Genomic DNA, 18,391 nt, shown 5'->3' with positions numbered 1-18,391 from the left:
TTAAATAAACTGCTTTGCTACTTTTTCAGCTTTCTTACTTTCATCATAATTATAGAAACCTTCACCACTTTTAACCCCTAATTTACCGGCCATTACCATATTTACTAATAGGGGACAAGGAGCATATTTTGGATTTTTAAAACCTTCATACATCACATTTAAGATAGAAAGACAAACATCAAGACCAATAAAATCAGCTAGTTGCAATGGCCCCATGGGATGCGCCATACCTAGTTTCATAACAGTGTCAATTTCAGTTACTCCTGCAACACCATTATACAAAGTCTCAATAGATTCGTTAATCATTGGCATTAAAATTCTATTGGCAACAAATCCTGGATAATCATTAACTTCAACTGGTACTTTACCTAGTGTTTTAGACATTTCCATGATTGTATGAGTCACTTCATCCGAAGTGTTATACCCTCGTATGATCTCTACCAGTTTCATGATCGGTACCGGATTCATAAAATGCATCCCGATCACCATTTCCGGTCTGTTGGTTACTGCAGCAATTTGTGTGATAGATATAGAAGAAGTGTTTGTAGCCAAAATAGTATCTTCTGGACAGGCATCGCTTAATTCTTCAAAGATTTTGAGCTTTAAAGTTACATTTTCGGTAGCAGCTTCTACAACAAGGCCGGCATATTCAACACCTTCTCTAATACTGGTAAATGTAGAGATATTACCCAGCGTACTTTCCTTGTCAGCTTCTGTGATTTTTTCTTTAGTAATCATTCTATCCAGATTCTTGGTAATAGTTGCCAATCCTTTTTCTATTGATTCCTGAGAGATGTCAATTAGTTGAACTTTAAAACCGTTTTGGGCAAAAGTATGCGCGATACCATTTCCCATTGTTCCTGCGCCTATAACTGCAATGTTTTTCATTTTTTAATGTATTGTCTATTTATGTGTATGTATTCAAATCAACGGCTAGTGTTAAAGCAATCTATGATTTGCAAGGCCACTTCTAATGCTTTTTTCCCTTGTTCCAGAGAAACAATAGGTGTAGTGTCATTTTTGATCGCTTCTGCAAATGTATCTAATTCATCCAAGATGGCATTATTAGAAGGTACATTTGGATTGTCAAAATAAATCTGTTTTTTAACACCTTCAGCATTTTGCAATATCATAGCAAAATCATCAGGATTTTCGGGAGCGTCTTTCATTTTTACGACTTCGCATTTTTTCTCAAAGAAATCTATAGAGATATATGCGTCTCGCTGAAAAAATCGTGATTTTCTCATGTTCTTTAAAGAAATTCTACTTGCCGTAAGATTTGCTACACAACCGTTTTCAAATTCTATTCTAGCATTGGCAATATCGGGGGTTTCACTTATCACCGAAACGCCACTTGCACTAATATGCTTTACTTTAGAATGTACAACACTTAAGATCGCATCGATATCGTGTATCATAAGATCTAATACAACTGGTACATCTGTTCCTCTTGGATTAAACTCTGCAAGTCTATGTGCTTCAATAAACATTGGGTTGTCTATTTTGTCTGCAACTGCGGTATACGCAGGATTAAAACGTTCTACATGTCCCACCTGTCCTTTTACGTTATGTTTTTTTGCCAGATCAATTAATTCTTCAGCTTCAGCTACGGTATTGGTTATAGGTTTCTCAATAAAAACATGTTTACCTGCTTCTATAGCTTGTTTTGCCACATCAAAATGAGCAAAAGTAGGGGTTACAATATCTACGACATCTACTGCATTAATCAATTCTTCGACTGAATTGAAAAGTTGATAACCGAATTCGTCGACTATGGCTTTGGCTTGTGTTTTACTAGCATCATAAAAACCAACTAATTTATAATTTTCAGATTGTTCTAGAAGACGTAAATGGATTTTACCAAGGTGTCCCGCACCGAGTACTCCGGCTTTGAGCATAATTCAAGATTTTACACAAAAATAGTATTATTTATAAATTAAGTGATACTCCGTTTTGAAAATCCTAACATTAAATTTTTATTTGTTTTAAAATGATTAGCAGAACGTATCCCGCAGTAGCATGGAATCTTTAATAAATTTTAATTTTAAAGAAACAATAGTTTATTATTCTTAGAAATCTTTATGTAATTTTAGCCTGCTAAATAATCTTGGAGAAGTGAAAGATACCCTTAGACATGCAGGAAAAAGAAAACAATTGGCGAATGTTCTAGTTGGTAAAGGAATTAAAGATGAATCAGTTTTATCTGCCATAGAGAAAATACCAAGGCATTTATTTATGGATTCTGGTTTTGAAGATCATGCTTACCAGGACAAAGCTTTTCCTATCGCTGCAGACCAAACGATCTCTCAACCCTATACTGTAGCTTTTCAAAGTGAATTGCTACAAATCAAAAATGGGGATAAAGTACTTGAAATAGGAACAGGTTCGGGGTATCAGACTGCTGTTTTGTGCGAGCTAGGTGCCAAAGTGTATAGTATCGAACGTCAAAAGGAACTGTTCAAAAAAACCAAATTGTTTTTATCAAAACTTGGATATAGGCCTAAATATTTATCGTTTGGAGATGGATACAAAGGACTAAAAGAACATGCGCCATACGATTCGATAATAGTTACTGCCGGAGCTCCTTATGTACCAAAACCTCTGTTGAGTCAATTAAAAATAAACGGACGTCTGGTAATACCTGTTGGAGAAGATGTTCAGATAATGACGCTTTTTGTTCGTAAAAGTGAGACACAATTTGAAAAGAGAGAGTTTGGCGAATTTAGATTTGTACCCCTTTTAGAGAATAAAAATTAGGACGTTCATTTAATAAGTGGTCTCAAGTCCTCAGTTTTTGTGATGATTACTCTTACAGGAATAAAATGGTATGTTTAGGGCTGAAATTTATTAAAAAAACTACTCAGGTCCAACTGTTTAATGAATACTTGTTAAAAATTCTTCTTGATACGATCCAGTACTCTTTTATTATCTCTATCCTTGATGGTTTCTCTTTTATCATACATTTTCTTACCTCGGGCTAGTACGATATCAAGTTTGGCTAATCCACGATCATTTATAAATAATCTCGTAGGGATAATAGTGAGACCACTATTTTTTACTTCTTTCTCTAATTTTTTTAATTCTTTTTTATTGAGAAGTAGTTTTCGTTCGCTTTTTGGATTGTGATTAAAATAGGTTGCATGAGAATATTCTTCTATATGCATGTTAATGACAAAAAGTTCTCCGTTATTAAATTCACAGAAGCTTTCTGCTATAGAAGCTTTTCCTTCCCGAATTGCTTTTATTTCAGTTCCTGCCAGCTTGATTCCCGCAGTGTATTTGTCAAGAAATTCGTATTCAAACTTAGCTTTTCGATTTAATATGTTAATCTTATTCTGATTCATGTTTGGCTGTAAATGCTTACAAAAATACAAAGCTTTCTCGAAAGAAAGCTTTGTACTAGAATTAAGTATTTATAAATGTTTTTAAGGTTCTTGAAATTGTATGGTCGAAATTTTCCCATTCTCGTTAAGCTGTAACTCCATTGTTAAGTTAATTTTCTCAAATTCGGCCATATAGCTGTTGACACCTTCGGTAGTTTCAATAAATGTTAGGCTTTTTAATTTTCCAAACTGCTCATAACACCCATTTACAAAACGTTTTACACCTTCTTTTGTCATTGCTTCCTGCATTTCAGAAGTATATAAATTAAAAACAGCATTAACGTTTTTTACATTAAAATTCTCTTGAAAAGCCCTGATAGCTGTTTTATATGCTATCTCGTCTTGAGACAATATTGATTGCGTAGTAAAGCAAATTAAGAATAGTAATATATATTTCATTACATTTAAAATTTGGAATTTCACTATACGCAAAGTAATTATTTTTTAAGTCTTTAAAAAACAAACAGCAGAAAAGCTATTTTTGACAATGTATTATGGGAATATAAAAAAGTTACTAGTGGTAAGTATAAATATACAATATCGTCTAAATAAATGATCCTTGTGGGTTTAACAAAAAAATCACAGGAATTAAGGTTGTAAAGTTTAATTTAGTTGATAAAGAGAGTTTTTATGAAAAGGTATTTGTTATTGTTTTTAGTAGTATTTTTTTCGTCTTTTACTTTGTTATCCATTCAGTTTTCGGCACAGGAAATAGTGGATAAAACTATTGAAAAGGCAGGGGGATCTCGGTATGACAATGCTATTATTGATTTTACATTTAGGGGTAAAAGATATCGTAGTAAAAGAAATGAGGGTATTTATGAATTAGAAAGGTTTGCAAATAGCCCGAAGGGATTGATTCATGACATGATAAGCAATTCGGGTTTTAAAAGAACGATTGAAAACTGTCCAGTAAAAGTTGCAGATTCTTTGATTACAAGAATTAGTGACGGAGTGAATTCTGTGCATTATTTTGCTAATTTACCATATGGTCTTAATGCACCTGCAGTTAATAAAGAATTAGTAGGGGAGAGTATTATAAGGGAAAAACCATATTATAAGATTAAGGTAACTTTTGATCAAGATGGAGGAGGGACCGATTTTGAAGATGAATTTATGTACTGGATCCATAAAGAGGATTTTACAATAGATTATTTGGCATATAAATATGAAGTAAATGGAGGAGGAATTCGATTTAGGGAAGCATATAATCCCAGAGTAGTAAACGGTATTCGTTTTATAGACTACAATAATTATAAAACTGATAATCTAAAAACTCCACTTGATACTCTTGATGAGTTGTTTGAAAAGAAAAAACTTAAGCTGCTTTCCAAAATAGAACTCAAAGATATCTTTGTCTATGTAGAAAGAGACTGCTGTTAATCTATGGTGAGCACCAAATCTGCGATTTCATCATTTTGGATGGTAATCACAAATAACTTTCCATAAATTTTTTCATCAATAGATGAGTATTTTTTGTTCCCTATGATTTTGTTTACAAAATCAGGAGTTGTGTTACTGTGCCCCACAATGACACAGGTTTTTCCTTTGGATTTTTCTTGAAAATCAAGATCATTTAGATTTCCTGGATCGTATAATACGATTTCCAAATTTTGACTTTCTGCAATTGGTTTTGCTGTATTGCGAGTTCTGGTATAATCAGTAGAAAAAACCATGTCTAATTTAACCTCTGAAAAAACTTTTGCCCATTTTTGCGCACGTATTTTACCTTCTTCAGTGAGCTCAGGATCTTTATTCTTTGGATTACTGAGATCTTTTTCGGTATGTCGTATAAAAAAGTACGTAGTAGTTTCTTCTTTTTTAAGTTCGTTTTGAGAACAACCCATCAGGGAAAATAAAAATATAAGTAAGATTGAAAGAAATTTCATGAAGTAAGTAATTGTTTGAAGTAAGCCTTAGTTATTCCAGCATGCCCATTTGCCATATCACTATGACCATAGAAAGAATAGCTATGATAAAAAATCCTATATAAATATAGTAACTTCTCTTTTTATTAGAAGAGTCTATGCCGCCAGAAGATTTCATATGGCTGGTTTTAAGTGGTTGTCTATTTATATTAGACTTTGAAAAAATTAAAATGTTACACTTTTTGTGGTTTTAGGTGTAAAATTCTTTCTTCAAAGCTTTTTGCTGGAATCGGTTTTACTATTTTTTGAAATAATTCCATTAATTCTGTCTCGTGATTCCAACGTTTTTGTTGTAATAGATTAAAATGTACGAATGTACTCCACATAACAGCCTTAAGTTCAGTTTTGTTATGGTTCCACATTTTGATCTCTACATGTAATTGATTTTTAGTACAATGTATGAGTTGAGAATCTATAAGTACTTCTTCCATAAGCAAAGCTGGTTTAAGATAAGCGATTTGATTCGACCCAACAACCCAACTTATTCCTTTGGTTTTAGCAAGTTCAAATATGTCGAGATCATAATATTTATCGATTTGATCTTCTCTTGCGTTGATCATATAATTAATATAAGCGGCATTGTTTAAATGATTAAAAGGGTCGCAATCCTGAAATCTTATTTTTGCTTTAGTTTCCAATACTTTTGGTAATGTTGTCATAGTATTTTAATTTTATACCCATTGGTATATTTATGATTAAAAAATAATTATCGTTTTAAATCATCATGAATTAAGGAGTCGATAAGATCCATTGTATCCAATATATAGCTATTATCATTCATGGTATGCGTCATAAAAATAGCTCCCGTTATCATGCTGTAAAGTCTTTTTGCATATAAAGTAGAGTCGATTTCCATCTTTATTTCACCTAATTCTTTAGCATTATCTAGTAGCTTGGCCAAATTATTTTGAATTTTAGTTATCGCAAATTGTGCATGCTTAAATAATACCTCATTTTGATGTTTTGAATCTATAGACATATTGATTACTGGACAACCACCTATCTCTTGAGTGTAGTTGTAGTAATTTCTATAAAAATCTGTTACCAAAAACAATTTTTCAATAGGAGAATCGCTCAAGGATTGATGATCTCTTATTCGCCTCAACATATTTTTTTCTGTCATGGTGAAGGCAGCTATGGCTAGATCTTCTTTATTTTTAAAATTACCATATATGGCTCCTTTGGTAAGTCCTGTAGCTTTAGTTATATCGCTTAAACTGGTAGCGGCATAGCCATTCTTGTTAAATATTGGCGCTACGGTCTGAATGATAAACTCTGTTGTCTGTTTGGCTTTTGTAAGCATGTTGTATGGTAAATGATACTTCCAAAGATAATAAAAAATATACCGACCGGTATATTTTTTATTAAAAAAAATCATGTATTCAAATATCTCCGGCAATAATATCTTGTACATCCCTGTTAGTAATACTTCTGGGGAGATTGCACGCGTCTTCTACTTTCATTTCTTGATATTTGAGTAGAATCATATATTTTTCAAGGGCTTTTGAAGCTTGGGTACATCCAATATTTTTATTTCGTATATTATTCGTTTTGATTCTTTTCGGTGTATTACTTCTATTCTCGAAGTCTTTAAACTGACACTTTATAATTCTATGATTTTTAAAATAAAAACGTTCTTCTAAAGTAAGCGTTACATCAACTATTTCTCGCTTCCCATATTTGTTTTTCTCATAATCTTTGTACCAGATATCATGTATCGCATAGTGAAAGAATAACTCATCATCCCAAATATAAAACTCATCCCTAAACTTAACATGACCTTTTTCATAAGAGTGAACTATATGTTTGAGCTCATTACCATTAAAATAAAATGTTAACGAACCCTTCTCTAAAGTTTCTTGGCAGGAATAATCTGTGTGGTATTGTCTTAATGCATTAGAGCCTAACAATTCTCTTATCAATTTGTACTTATTAGAAATGTCTGTAAGGGCTCCTATTTTGTTTTGACTCAAACAGGTGCTATAGGTAAGAAGAAGTAATATGATGGTTGGTTTCATTGCAAGTGCAATGTAACTAAAAGCTCTTTTTTTTCTAGATTTAGTTATTAACCGTTATAGGAACACATTTGTTGATAACTACGGTAAAACCGTAATGCAGGGTCTTCCGAAATATGCCTGGCTGGAAAGATCGATTAAAAAAATCAGGCAATTTAACATACAAGATGCTTAGTTGCCTGATTTTTTAGTACTGCTTTATGTTTTTTCACATTACTCAGATACCAGATCTTCCTGGTTTCTGAAGACTAGATTGTTATCAAATTCATCAAGTAGAATAATACTCTCTGTTGATACTTTTCCTGCCAGAATCTCTTTTGACAACTTGTTTAATACCTCTTTTTGAATAGTTCTTTTTACAGGTCGGGCACCAAACTCTGGTTGAAAACCTCTTTCTGATAAAAACTCGACAGCCTCTTCTGTAGCATCCAAAGTAATATGTTGTTGTGATAACATTTTAGAAACATACTGGAGCTGAAGTCTTACAATTTCTTTGATATTTTCTTTTGTTAATGGAGAGAACATCACGATATCGTCAATTCTATTTAAAAACTCGGGCCGTACAGATTGTTTTAATAATCCTAACACCTCTATTTTTGCAGCTTCCATTGCCGTATCCATATCTTTTATGGTTTCAAATTTATCCTGAATAATATGGCTACCCATATTACTGGTCATGATAATAATCGTATTTCTAAAATCTGCAGTTCTACCTTTATTATCGGTTAATCGGCCTTCATCCAGTACTTGTAATAGAATATTAAAGGTATCTGGATGGGCTTTTTCAATCTCATCGAGCAATACTACAGAGTATGGTTTTCTTCGTACAGCCTCGGTTAACTGCCCGCCTTCATCATATCCTACATATCCAGGAGGTGCTCCTACTAATCTGCTTACTGCATGGCGTTCTTGGTACTCACTCATGTCTATTCTAGTCATGGCAGATTCGTTATCAAAAAGATACTCTGCTAGTGCCTTTGCCAGTTCTGTTTTACCTATACCGGTAGTACCCAGAAATAGAAAAGATCCTATTGGCCTTTTCTGATCTTGTAATCCGGCACGACTTCTTCTTACTGCATCACTAACTGCCTGTATGGCCTCTTCTTGTCCCACAACTCGTTTTTGTAATTCTTTTTCAAGAACCAAGAGTTTTTCACGTTCACTTTGAAGCATTTTGGTCACGGGTATTCCGGTCCATTTTGCAACTACTTCTGCGATGTCGTCATTGGTAACTTCTTCTTTTATCAACGAGGAGCGACTTTGCTGCTCTTGCAGTTGTTTTTGTAATTCTTCTAATTTTTCTTGAGATTCTTTAATTTTTCCATATCTGATTTCTGCTACTTTTCCGTAATCACCGTTTCGCTCTGCACGTTCTGCTTCAAGCTTATATTCTTCGATATCTGTTTTGGTATTTTGAATAGCATCGACTACCTCTTTTTCACTTTGCCATTTAGAAAAGATTTCATTTCGTTCTTCTTTAATATTGGCAAGATCTGCATTAAGAGCTTTTAGCTTAACTTCGTCATCCTCTCTTTTTATAGCTTCAATCTCAATTTCTAATTGCATGATCTTACGATCTAATACATCAAGTTCTTCCGGTTTCGAATTGATTTCCATTCGCAGTTTTGATGCAGCTTCATCCATAAGATCAATAGCTTTATCGGGTAAAAATCTATTGGTAATATATCGTTGTGATAATTCTACCGCAGCGATAATAGCTTCGTCTTTAATACGTACTTTGTGATGTGCTTCGTACTTTTCTTTAATTCCACGAAGGATCGAAATAGCACTCTCCGTATCAGGTTCGTCAACTGTAACTTTTTGAAATCGTCTCTCCAGTGCTTTATCTTTCTCGAAATATTTCTGATATTCGTCTAATGTAGTCGCCCCGATAGCACGCAATTCTCCACGAGCCAATGCGGGTTTCAAAATATTTGCAGCATCCATGGCTCCTTGACCACCTCCTGCACCTACCAAAGTATGAATTTCATCAATAAAGAGTACTATATCTCCATCACTAGTGGTTACTTCTTTAACCACCGCTTTAAGACGCTCCTCGAATTCTCCTTTAAACTTTGCTCCGGCAATCAAAGCTCCCATATCCAATGAGAAGATTTGTTTATTTCTAAGATTCTCTGGAATATCTCCGGCGATAATTCTATGGGCAAGCCCCTCTGCAATAGCAGTTTTACCAACTCCGGGTTCACCAACCAGCATTGGATTGTTCTTGGTCCTACGTGAAAGAATTTGCAAAACTCTTCTGATTTCCTCGTCACGGCCAATAACCGGGTCAAGCTTACCACTTTCTGCCATTTCATTAAGATTTTTGGCATATTTGCTTAGTGCTTGGTATGTTTCTTCTGCACTTTGCGAAGTAACACGTTCTCCTTTTCTGATTTCCTTGATAGCTTCTGTCAAATATTTCTCGGTTACTCCCTGATCTTTTAAGATTTGAGCTATTTTACTTTTAGATTTAAAAATAGCAATGACCAGGTGCTCTATAGAAACATATTCATCGTTCATTTTCTTGGCAATGATACTTGCTTCATTTAATGCTTTTCCGGCTTCTCGAGATAGCTGTAATTCTCCGCCACTCACTTTTGGAAAACTTTCTAATGTACTATCCAAAACTTGTTGTAAAAGTTTGACATTTACGTTCAGTTTTTTCAATAAAAAAGGAAGTACATTTTCGTCTACATTGAAAATAGCTTTAAAAATATGTTCGTTTTCTATTTGCTGATGTCCAAAACCTTGAGCTAGCTGTTGTGCTTGCTGAATGGCTTCTTGTGATTTTATAGTAAAATTATTAAAGTTCATGAGTTATTTATTTTGAGTTTAACAGCAAAGAATCAAATAACATTCCTATATAAAAAATAAGCCAAAATGTCTTGAAGTTGACTATTTTTACTGACTTTTTGACGTGTTGTAAAGTTACAAATTAAACCACGACAAATATATGATATAGGTCAATTTAAAAATGATTTGATTAATTTTGTAAGAAATAAATTGTAAAGCAAAAAATGGGAATATTCGATAAATTATTTGGGTCTGAAGAAAAAGAATCAAAAGAAGAGCAACAAGCATTACCATGGCAAGAACTTACTTCTCTAGAACAGTTGGGTCATATTCAAGAAATTTCTAAAACAAAAACTCAAGCGATTTTTAAGCATTCTACGCGATGTGGAATAAGTAGAATGGTCATACGTAATTTTGAAAGTAGTTTTGATTTAAATAATGATCAAGTGGATCTTTATTATCTAGATTTACTAAATTATAGAGATATTTCTTCTGAGATTGCAACTAGATTTCAGGTTTTTCATGAATCTCCTCAATTTATTATCATTAGAAACGGAGAAACGGTTCATCACTCATCACATAGCATGATCACTCCACAGGTTTTACACCAATTTGTATGATAAAGAAATAAAAAAGGAAGTCATTTTTAAAACATGACTTCCCTTGGTTGTTACTAATAATATCGCACTTATCTAAAACGATAATTGGTTATGATATTCTTTATCTTATTTTTTAAATCTTCACCAGAGTCATACACCATTTGCTCGTTAGAAGGGAACTGCACCGCTTGTAGCCCCAGATAACGAATCAAATCATCGTCTAACGCTCGCTTATCACCATTATAATTGGCATAAATATGCTCAAATACATATTCACTAACTATCGGAAACGCTTCTAAAAGCTGCTTTGTTCTTAAGTTTTTGTACTGCACATTACCTACTACATTGGTTGCTTTGAATTGTCGAAATTCATAATATTCACAGCGTACAGTGATTACCTTGTCTACTTTTATTTTATTTCCTTCTTCATCTTTTACGACTTCTCCATTTTCATCAAGTAAATATTCCCAACCATCGGTTACTTGTTTCTCTCTTTCAAGTTGACGTTCACGTACTTGTTCTGGAGAGATATTTATTTCTCGTAAAGCAACTTCCATGGCGTAATCATAATTTATGTTTTTTTGGGGTTGACTATGATATACTGTCCATAAGTCATCTAAACCGTAAGTTCCAAAGTTTAGTAAATCGGCTTCCAAACGTTTGGGAATAACAACATTGGTTCTGTTTTTCATAGTTACTTTAACAAAATCGGTACCTTTTAAGTGAGCCTCTTCTATTAAAGCTCTTGTGTTTTTATAGTTAGGCGTAATCTTATTTAGATACACCAGGTTATCGTAAACGGTTCTATAATCCATTTTTCTTTGCGCAGAAGACAATAATGATCTAGCATTGTCATATAAGTACTTGGTAAGCTTATCTTTTGTGCTTAAAATTCTCTGATCGTAATTATCCATTAAGAAATTGGCATTACGACCTTGTTCAATAATATAAAGAGGTAATAGAGGTTTAATACGTTCTTGTCTATCTCGCATTGAAAGATAAGTGTTGTACGTGCGTTCAAGATTTGCCGGATTTCCTTCTTTTTCAAGATAATTGACTGCATTGAGATCTCGCTCGACTGCTTTTGCAAAGGCTTCTTCTAACATTAAGATAAAGGATTGTTTGCCTTTCTTAGTTTTGTTAGTTTTTAATTTATTTAGGGCAATATTGATGGCCTGATCATAATTTCCGGTATTGAGAGCCTTTTCGGTTTTCTTTGCGCTACTACAAGAAGCAATAGAAAGAATAGTAAATAATAGTAGTAGTTTTTTCATGTCAATAATATTTTGATTTGGGTACTAAAAACAACTTTAGTGCCAAAAGATAATAAAAAAACCCCGAAATCAAATTTTCGAGGTTTTATAAAGGTTTACGAACAGTCTTATTTTTTGAATACAGGCAATAATGTGGTAGATACTTCTCCAAAACCAATACGTACCCCATCCTTCTCACAGTGCCCTCTCATAATTACAGTATCGTTATCTTCAATAAACTTACGACTACCACCAGATTTGAGCTGTACCGGTTTTTCACCTTTCCAGCTTAATTCAAGCATTGATCCGTAAGAATCTGGTGTAGGCCCTGAAAGCGTGCCACTTCCCATCATGTCTCCAGAATTTACCGGGCAACCGTTAACGGTATGATGGGCTAGTTGTTGTGCCATATTCCAGTACATATGCTTGAAATTACTCTTGCATACCACCGTTTCTTCTGCATTTTTGGGTTGAATAGATACTTGGAGATGAATATCAAAACTCTTTTTCCCTTCGTATTGAAGGTAGGGTAGTTGTTTTTTTAAAGGCTTTGGTCCTTCAGTTCTAAAAGGTTCTAATGCATCAAGAGTAACAATCCAGGGAGATATTGAGGAAGCAAAGTTTTTACCCAAAAAAGGACCAAGCGGTACATATTCCCATTTTTGTATATCTCGGGCACTCCAATCATTAAATAGAACCAAACCGAAAATATAATCCTCGGCCTCTTCTATTGGAATTGGTTCGCCAAGTTGGTTTGCATCTGTAGTAATAAAAGCCATTTCAAGTTCAAAATCCACTAATCTTGAGGGTCCGAAAATAGGTTCTGTGGCACCATTGGTTAATTTTTGCCCCTGAGGTCGATGTACCGGGATTCCAGATGGTATTATAGAGCTGCTACGACCATGGTATCCTACAGGAAGATGCAACCAATTTGGCATCAAAGCGTTCTCTTTACCTCTAAACATGGTTCCTACGTTAGTAGCGTGTTCGATACTACTATAGAAATCTGTATAATCTCCAACACTTACCGGGAGTTGCATTTCAATCTCGTCTAAAGAAAAAAGTATTTCTTGACGATGCTTTTTATTATTTTTAAGCGTATCATTTTCTGCATCAAAAATATCAGCAATTCGATTGCGCACTAATCTCCAAGTTTTTTTTCCGTCTGAAATGAAATCGTTTAGTGAATCCTGCAAAAAAATATCATCTGTTAATGGAATCCCTTCAAAATAACCTAGTTGATGTAGCGCTCCTAAATCAATAGCAGTGTCACCTATTCTGGTTCCTATAGTAATAATGTCGTCCCTGGTCAAAAATACTCCAAAAGGAATGTTTTGAATTGGAAAATCTGTATTGTGAGGAGTTTTAATCCATGTTTTTCTGTCTGGATAGTTTGCGGTTATAGGCATTATAATTCTTTTAATACGTTGTTGGTAATTCTTAAAATCAAATATATAATTTTCGCGCGGTTAAAGGTTTTTAATTTTGTGAAAAATATTTAAAAAAATGATAAGATGTGGTATTACATTCGTCTGTTTAAGGTTTTTGGTACTTCGGGTAGTACTTTTGGCTTAAAATAAGGCATACATCTTTGATTTTTTACAATAAATTAATTGGTATAAACTGTGAACAAGTTGTTTATATTTATTAAGGATTGTTTAAGCGAATGTAAAGAATGTATTGCTTATTTTTACACCTTTATCAATAAACTAGGAATACATGCAACGCGACGAACAAATTTTTGATTTAATCCAGGACGAAAAAGAACGCCAGATCAATGGATTAGAATTAATCGCTTCAGAAAACTTTGTAAGTGAACAAGTAATGGAGGCAGCCGGATCAGTATTAACCAATAAATACGCCGAAGGGTATCCTGGAAAAAGATATTATGGAGGATGTGCAGTAGTGGATGTTATTGAACAAATTGCTATTGATCGTGCAAAAGAATTGTTCGGAGCAGAGTATGCCAACGTACAACCTCATTCTGGATCTCAGGCCAATACTGCGGTGTATCATGCCTGTCTAAAACCAGGAGACAAAATACTGGGTTTTGATCTTTCTCATGGAGGACACCTAACGCATGGTTCGCCAGTAAACTTTTCGGGTAAATTATACAACCCAGTGTTTTATGGAGTAGAGAAGGAGACAGGAAGGCTAAATTATGATAAAATTCAGGAGATTGCTACAGCAGAACAGCCACAATTAATTATTGCAGGAGCTTCAGCATATTCTAGAGAAATAGATTATAAAAGGTTTAGAGAAATTGCTGACAGCGTAGGTGCTATTCTATTGGCAGATATTGCCCATCCGGCAGGTTTAATTGCAAAAGGAGTAATTGCTGATCCTGTACCTTATTGTCATATAGTTACTACAACAACCCATAAAACATTGCGTGGCCCAAGAGGAGGATTAATTATAATGGGTAAAGATTTTGAAAATCCTTTCGGAATTACTCTCAAAAACGGCAAAAAACGTATGATGTCTTCTTTATTAGATAGTGCCGTTTTTCCTGGAAATCAAGGTGGACCTTTAGAGCATATCATCGCGGCAAAAGCAATAGCGTTTAGAGAAGCTTTAAGTGATGAATTCTTACATTATATTGTACAGGTAAAGAAAAATGCTGCCGTAATGGCTGAAGCTTTTGTGAAGAAGGGTTACGAGGTTATCTCTGGTGGTACCGATAATCATATGATGTTAATTGATTTACGAAATAAAGGGGTTACTGGTAAACAAGCTGAAGAAGCTTTAGGTGTTGCAGAAATAACCGTTAATAAAAATATGGTGCCTTTTGACGATAAGTCACCTTTTGTAACTTCGGGTATTCGTATTGGTGTTGCTGCTGTAACAACCAGAGGATTAAAAGAAGAAGACATGATCAATATCGTCGAGCTGATTGATAAAGTAATTATAAATGTAGAAGATGAAGAAGCATTACATGGTATCGCAGACGAAGTAAATGCAATGATGGCTGATAAGCCTTTATTTGTTGCATAAACGGTATAAAAATTTAAGATTTAAGACGCATGATTTTTTCGGTCATGCGTTTTTTTATTTTTGTGAAAAGGCTTCAGTGATTAAGGCTTTCCTTCTGTTTAGAAAGACCAGGTTGATTCAGCAACAATTCTTTAGTTGTTGAGCTTTTTTCTGAAAAATGAATCTTTTGTATTGAAAAGAGCACTAATTAGGATCAAAATAGAGCCAAACATAATAGAAACATCTGCCATATTGAAGATTTCGGTTTTTATAATACCTAAATCTAAAATCAAAAAATCGGTTACAGAACCATAAACAATGCGATCAAATAAGTTGCCGATACCACCGCCAATGATAAAAGCAAAGCCTATGAGAGTCTCCCTAGAGTAATCTGTTTTAATAAGGATTAGACGTAATAGCATCATCAGAACAAGAATAGGCAGGATTTGTAGTAATATTACTTTTAAAACAGGCCCTAGATCAGAGCCCAGACTATAAGCGGCTCCTGTGTTTTCGACTTTGGTCAATACGAAATTATCCTTAAAGACCTCAATACGTTCATAAGGTTGTATAGTTTGTCGTACAACGCTCTTGGTAATCTGGTCACAGCTTATGTTAAGCAATACCAGAGAAAGGATACCAATAATTTTAATTTTTTGTGTAATCTTCATCTGCATTCAAAAAGGGTGGGTAAGAGGCTTCAAAAATACTAGAAACTAGCTATAATCCTAATTTTTCACATACTTTTTATATTCCGAAAGGGGAAAGGCAATCTCAAAACTTTCTTTATCGATACTTTTATTTTCATCAGAATCATAATCCATAATAATTTTCCAGTAGTTATCTTCCAGCCTTAACAAAACATGAAACTTACCATAAGAGTATTTTGTTTTCCCACTATTGTTTGGATAGGTAACTCTATAAATTCCTCTGTCAGAAACTAAGGAATCAGAAGTGATTCTTTCTAACAATCTGAAATCGATTAGAGCTGATTTTTGAGAAGGATCACTCCATCTTTTTTTGTATCCTTCCAAGTATGTTTTCCAATCTTTTATTTCACCACCATTCCCTGAAACCCGTATCATTTCTTGGCTGTGAATAGATGCAAATAAATCATAATCCAACGTTGCAAAGGCTTCAGAAAAATTTCCATACATATCCTGATTTATTTTTTGATGAATTAATTCACTTTGAGCCATCATCACCTGTGTAAAACATAAAATGATAATAGTTGTGGATATAATTTTTACTCTACTCATTTGTTGCGGATTAACCGTTTCTTTTCATATAACACACAAGATAATAATTCTTTATAATTGGTGAGTTTGGGATGATCAAAAGTTTTAACTCGCTGCATCCCAATTTTTTTCATGATGAGCTCAGATTTTTTGTTAATCTCTGGAGCAACGGAGTAAATTTTTTCCAATCCGATTACGTTAAATCCATAATCCAGGCAGGCTTTGGCACCTTCGGTAGCGTAACCCTGGTTCCAGATACTTTTTTTTAGTCGCCAACCTATATCAACAAAAGGTGTTAATTCTTCTAGGTAAGTTTGTTTACATAGGCCAATAAATCCAATAAAATCCTTGTTTTCTAATATATCAACAGCAAAATAGCAGAACCCATTTTCCCTTTGTGTTTCTTGCATTTTGTAAATAAAATTCTGAGTATCCTCTCTGGATGGTTTAAAGGGAAAGAATTCCATAACATCATCATCGTTGTTAATTTCGGTTAAAACATCAAGATCATTAAAAGTCCAGTTTCGGAAGCCTAATCTTTGAGAAGTGAAGATATAAGAATTCATGATAAGGGAATTAATTTCCTTCTTCAAAAGAAGCACTCTCATATGCACCGATATCAGGAGCTGTAGTGTTTCTAGGAACACCTAAAATATCAGATCCAGAGGTTGGGGTAGAAGCGTTACTATTTGCAGCAGAATTTTCACTAATATTCAGCATATTGTCAAAAGGAGCCTTGAAATCGGGATCTTCATTAAAAATTACATTTTCGAATAGGCTAGCGTTTGTAAAATCATAAAGGGGATTGTCTGCAAAATTATTACTTCGATCCTCGAAACGAATTAAACAATTTTTGAAATTATAATTGAATGAAGTGCCTTCAACTTTACTAAACAAAAGCTCTAAATCCTGATTGCCATAAATTATACAGTTGGTAAAGTTAGCTTCAATTAAATCGGCTACTACAATTTCTGTTTCACTAACCGGTATATTATTGTCTATAAGTACAGTAGGTAAATCTCTGAAACCTGTCCCAATACTAGAGTAGTTGGTAAACGTACAATGATTAAAATTATACTTTCCTCCTAAAGAGCAATTAAGAGATACTTGGCCAGCATTATTAATCACCAGGTTTTCTCCCAAAACATTTCCGGTACGTGCCAGAAGTCCAACATTAGAACTATTATAAATTTGCGTATTAGAAATAGTAAGCGTGGGATTGGTACCACCATCGTTAGAATCCATAAGAATACCAACTGTTGCATTTTTTATAGTTGTATGGTTAATGACATGTCCTGTGCTTCCGGCTGTAAGCCAGATAGTGCCCCATTGCCCAGGTATATCACCAAAACGAGGTTCTAAACGATCTCCTTCAAAAATCACTTCATTTTCTAAAAGTTCGGGATCGGTACTCAAAGCCCCGTTAACTTCTAATGTTCCATTTTCTGCTACGATAATCCCAGAATTAGCATGAAAATGTATTCTGGCACCAGCATCGATAGTTAGTGTTTTTCCGCTTGGGACAGCAGCATATCCATAGACCACATAGGGTTTCTCGTTGGTAAAAGTAAGTTGATTGTCTTCCAAAAAGAATCCTTCAATTCTTATTTCATTATTCTCTTCATCTAAGCCCAGTAAAAGGGTTTCTACCTCACCAGTCATTGCGTCTCTCGATGGAAATAAAAATACAGCATCTTTAACGAGTGTAACAAGATCAATATCTTGTTGATTTCCACCCTTGTCAAAAAGTATTCGATCGGTGTATAGAAATTCAGTACCCGTAGTTTGATTTGTGATGTCTGTCGTTGTTTCCACAAAAACAAAAATACTATCCTTGGCCAATACCTGAATATTTTCAAAAGTTTTTCCTGCTATTCCATCGACATTTAGTCTGTAGCTAGAATTTTCACCTCGTTCTAAGCCTATTGTGGGGATTGTAAAATCATCATCGGTGCGATTATATACTTTAAAACTGTATGTGCTCGATCCAATATTGGTGAAAATGGTATCTAAAAACAGCGTATCGGTCGAGAATTGTAAATTTCCAGTACTTGGACCCGATTCAAAATCTTTACGACACGAACTCCATAGAATTATTACTACAAGCAAAAAAAGGGAAGATAGATAACGCATATTTATATCAAAATGTCTTTATATTTAGTAATAAAAAGAGAAAAAGTATCAAAGCTGCAAAGTAGCAAAGATT

General features: G+C 34.1%; 19 protein-coding genes. 4 read left to right on the top strand and 15 right to left on the bottom strand.

From position 1 onward, the window contains the following. Positions 1-888 carry a 3-hydroxybutyryl-CoA dehydrogenase gene (locus tag ACFSJT_RS16460; RefSeq protein ID WP_378321431.1) on the bottom strand — a complete coding sequence of 296 codons (888 nt, stop codon included), beginning with the start codon at positions 886-888 and terminating at the stop codon, positions 1-3. 38 nt (positions 889-926) lie between these two features. Then, positions 927-1,898: a Gfo/Idh/MocA family protein gene (locus ACFSJT_RS16455; protein WP_378321430.1), complete on the bottom strand. Its 972-nt coding sequence runs from the start codon at positions 1,896-1,898 to the stop codon at positions 927-929. A 217-nt stretch (positions 1,899-2,115) separates the two neighbouring features. Between ACFSJT_RS16455 and ACFSJT_RS16450 the strand changes: the two genes are divergently transcribed. Continuing rightward, positions 2,116-2,757, top strand: coding sequence for a protein-L-isoaspartate(D-aspartate) O-methyltransferase (locus ACFSJT_RS16450; protein ID WP_378321429.1), 642 nt, complete (start codon positions 2,116-2,118; stop codon positions 2,755-2,757). Between the two features lie 131 nt (positions 2,758-2,888). Here the strand turns inward: ACFSJT_RS16450 and smpB are convergent, their stop codons facing one another. Together smpB and ACFSJT_RS16440 are read right to left on the bottom strand one after the other, a co-directional pair. Beyond that, on the bottom strand, positions 2,889-3,344 hold the full coding sequence (gene smpB / locus ACFSJT_RS16445; protein WP_378321428.1) for an SsrA-binding protein SmpB: 456 nt from the start codon (positions 3,342-3,344) through the stop codon (positions 2,889-2,891). Positions 3,345-3,425: 81 nt separating this feature from the next. Next, positions 3,426-3,782: a DUF3887 domain-containing protein gene (locus tag ACFSJT_RS16440; RefSeq protein WP_378321427.1), complete on the bottom strand. Its 357-nt coding sequence runs from the start codon at positions 3,780-3,782 to the stop codon at positions 3,426-3,428. Positions 3,783-4,013: 231 nt separating this feature from the next. Between ACFSJT_RS16440 and ACFSJT_RS16435 the strand changes: the two genes are divergently transcribed. Then, the gene (locus tag ACFSJT_RS16435) at positions 4,014-4,766 is read left to right on the top strand and encodes a DUF6503 family protein (RefSeq protein ID WP_378321426.1); all 753 of its coding nucleotides are present in this window, start codon (positions 4,014-4,016) and stop codon (positions 4,764-4,766) included. Here ACFSJT_RS16435 and ACFSJT_RS16430 read toward each other — a convergent pair. The 5 genes from ACFSJT_RS16430 to clpB form a co-directional block, all read right to left on the bottom strand. Then, entirely contained in the window at positions 4,763-5,272 is a 510-nt protein-coding gene (locus ACFSJT_RS16430) for a SixA phosphatase family protein (protein ID WP_378321425.1), read from the bottom strand. The genes ACFSJT_RS16435 and ACFSJT_RS16430 overlap by 4 nt on opposite strands. A 212-nt stretch (positions 5,273-5,484) precedes the next feature. Next, complete coding sequence (locus ACFSJT_RS16425) at positions 5,485-5,970, bottom strand: acyl-CoA thioesterase (RefSeq protein WP_378321424.1); 486 nt, start codon at positions 5,968-5,970, stop codon at positions 5,485-5,487. Between the two features lie 47 nt (positions 5,971-6,017). Further along, the gene (locus ACFSJT_RS16420) at positions 6,018-6,614 is read right to left on the bottom strand and encodes a TetR/AcrR family transcriptional regulator (protein WP_378321423.1); all 597 of its coding nucleotides are present in this window, start codon (positions 6,612-6,614) and stop codon (positions 6,018-6,020) included. Between the two features lie 79 nt (positions 6,615-6,693). Further along, the gene (locus tag ACFSJT_RS16415; RefSeq protein WP_378321422.1) at positions 6,694-7,329 is read right to left on the bottom strand and encodes a hypothetical protein; all 636 of its coding nucleotides are present in this window, start codon (positions 7,327-7,329) and stop codon (positions 6,694-6,696) included. Between the two features lie 210 nt (positions 7,330-7,539). Next, positions 7,540-10,143, bottom strand: a complete 2,604-nt coding sequence (gene clpB, locus ACFSJT_RS16410) for an ATP-dependent chaperone ClpB (RefSeq protein WP_378321421.1) — start codon at positions 10,141-10,143, stop codon at positions 7,540-7,542. A gap of 203 nt (positions 10,144-10,346) precedes the next feature. Between clpB and ytxJ the strand changes: the two genes are divergently transcribed. Next, positions 10,347-10,742: a bacillithiol system redox-active protein YtxJ gene (gene ytxJ / locus ACFSJT_RS16405; protein WP_378321420.1), complete on the top strand. Its 396-nt coding sequence runs from the start codon at positions 10,347-10,349 to the stop codon at positions 10,740-10,742. Positions 10,743-10,810: 68 nt separating this feature from the next. Here the strand turns inward: ytxJ and ACFSJT_RS16400 are convergent, their stop codons facing one another. After that, positions 10,811-11,995: a hypothetical protein gene (locus ACFSJT_RS16400; RefSeq protein WP_378321419.1), complete on the bottom strand. Its 1,185-nt coding sequence runs from the start codon at positions 11,993-11,995 to the stop codon at positions 10,811-10,813. A gap of 107 nt (positions 11,996-12,102) precedes the next feature. After that, positions 12,103-13,383, bottom strand: a complete 1,281-nt coding sequence (gene fahA, locus ACFSJT_RS16395) for a fumarylacetoacetase (RefSeq protein ID WP_378321418.1) — start codon at positions 13,381-13,383, stop codon at positions 12,103-12,105. 310 nt (positions 13,384-13,693) lie between these two features. Here fahA and glyA point away from each other — a divergent pair, with 310 nt between their 5' ends. Next, on the top strand, positions 13,694-14,968 hold the full coding sequence (gene glyA / locus ACFSJT_RS16390) for a serine hydroxymethyltransferase (protein ID WP_378321417.1): 1,275 nt from the start codon (positions 13,694-13,696) through the stop codon (positions 14,966-14,968). 131 nt (positions 14,969-15,099) lie between these two features. On the opposite strand, the gene lspA is transcribed toward glyA, so the two are convergent. From lspA to ACFSJT_RS16370, 4 genes are read right to left on the bottom strand one after another with little or no spacing between them, the layout of a single operon-like run. Beyond that, a complete protein-coding gene (lspA, locus tag ACFSJT_RS16385; protein ID WP_378321416.1) occupies positions 15,100-15,618 on the bottom strand; it encodes a signal peptidase II in 519 nt (172 codons plus the stop codon). Positions 15,619-15,675: 57 nt separating this feature from the next. Continuing rightward, positions 15,676-16,206, bottom strand: coding sequence for a YybH family protein (locus ACFSJT_RS16380; RefSeq protein WP_378321415.1), 531 nt, complete (start codon positions 16,204-16,206; stop codon positions 15,676-15,678). Further along, positions 16,203-16,751 (bottom strand): GNAT family N-acetyltransferase, encoded by a 549-nt coding sequence (locus tag ACFSJT_RS16375; protein WP_378321414.1) that lies wholly within the window; start codon positions 16,749-16,751, stop codon positions 16,203-16,205. The genes ACFSJT_RS16380 and ACFSJT_RS16375 overlap by 4 nt, the downstream gene beginning before the upstream one ends. A 10-nt stretch (positions 16,752-16,761) precedes the next feature. Beyond that, complete coding sequence (locus tag ACFSJT_RS16370; protein ID WP_378321413.1) at positions 16,762-18,294, bottom strand: hypothetical protein; 1,533 nt, start codon at positions 18,292-18,294, stop codon at positions 16,762-16,764. Positions 18,295-18,391: the final 97 nt, after the last annotated feature.

The organism is Aquimarina celericrescens, from assembly GCF_042682765.1.
GTDB lineage: Bacteria > Bacteroidota > Bacteroidia > Flavobacteriales > Flavobacteriaceae > Aquimarina > Aquimarina celericrescens.
Note: the sequence above shows the minus strand (reverse complement) of the source record. Positions and strands in the feature narration are given on the sequence as shown.

Excerpts from the sequence above, each read along its gene's own strand:
- ACFSJT_RS16460 (WP_378321431.1), bottom strand. The coding sequence starts at position 888 with ATGAAAAACATTGCAGTTATAGGCGCAGGAACAATGGGAAATGGTATC.
- ACFSJT_RS16455 (WP_378321430.1), bottom strand. The coding sequence starts at position 1,898 with ATGCTCAAAGCCGGAGTACTCGGTGCGGGACACCTTGGTAAAATCCAT.
- smpB (WP_378321428.1), bottom strand. The coding sequence starts at position 3,344 with ATGAATCAGAATAAGATTAACATATTAAATCGAAAAGCTAAGTTTGAA.
- ACFSJT_RS16440 (WP_378321427.1), bottom strand. The coding sequence starts at position 3,782 with ATGAAATATATATTACTATTCTTAATTTGCTTTACTACGCAATCAATA.
- ACFSJT_RS16435 (WP_378321426.1), top strand. The coding sequence starts at position 4,014 with ATGAAAAGGTATTTGTTATTGTTTTTAGTAGTATTTTTTTCGTCTTTT.
- ACFSJT_RS16430 (WP_378321425.1), bottom strand. The coding sequence starts at position 5,272 with ATGAAATTTCTTTCAATCTTACTTATATTTTTATTTTCCCTGATGGGT.
- ACFSJT_RS16425 (WP_378321424.1), bottom strand. The coding sequence starts at position 5,970 with ATGACAACATTACCAAAAGTATTGGAAACTAAAGCAAAAATAAGATTT.
- ACFSJT_RS16420 (WP_378321423.1), bottom strand. The coding sequence starts at position 6,614 with ATGCTTACAAAAGCCAAACAGACAACAGAGTTTATCATTCAGACCGTA.
- ACFSJT_RS16415 (WP_378321422.1), bottom strand. The coding sequence starts at position 7,329 with ATGAAACCAACCATCATATTACTTCTTCTTACCTATAGCACCTGTTTG.
- clpB (WP_378321421.1), bottom strand. The coding sequence starts at position 10,143 with ATGAACTTTAATAATTTTACTATAAAATCACAAGAAGCCATTCAGCAA.
- ytxJ (WP_378321420.1), top strand. The coding sequence starts at position 10,347 with ATGGGAATATTCGATAAATTATTTGGGTCTGAAGAAAAAGAATCAAAA.
- ACFSJT_RS16400 (WP_378321419.1), bottom strand. The coding sequence starts at position 11,995 with ATGAAAAAACTACTACTATTATTTACTATTCTTTCTATTGCTTCTTGT.
- fahA (WP_378321418.1), bottom strand. The coding sequence starts at position 13,383 with ATGCCTATAACCGCAAACTATCCAGACAGAAAAACATGGATTAAAACT.
- glyA (WP_378321417.1), top strand. The coding sequence starts at position 13,694 with ATGCAACGCGACGAACAAATTTTTGATTTAATCCAGGACGAAAAAGAA.
- lspA (WP_378321416.1), bottom strand. The coding sequence starts at position 15,618 with ATGAAGATTACACAAAAAATTAAAATTATTGGTATCCTTTCTCTGGTA.
- ACFSJT_RS16380 (WP_378321415.1), bottom strand. The coding sequence starts at position 16,206 with ATGAGTAGAGTAAAAATTATATCCACAACTATTATCATTTTATGTTTT.
- ACFSJT_RS16375 (WP_378321414.1), bottom strand. The coding sequence starts at position 16,751 with ATGAATTCTTATATCTTCACTTCTCAAAGATTAGGCTTCCGAAACTGG.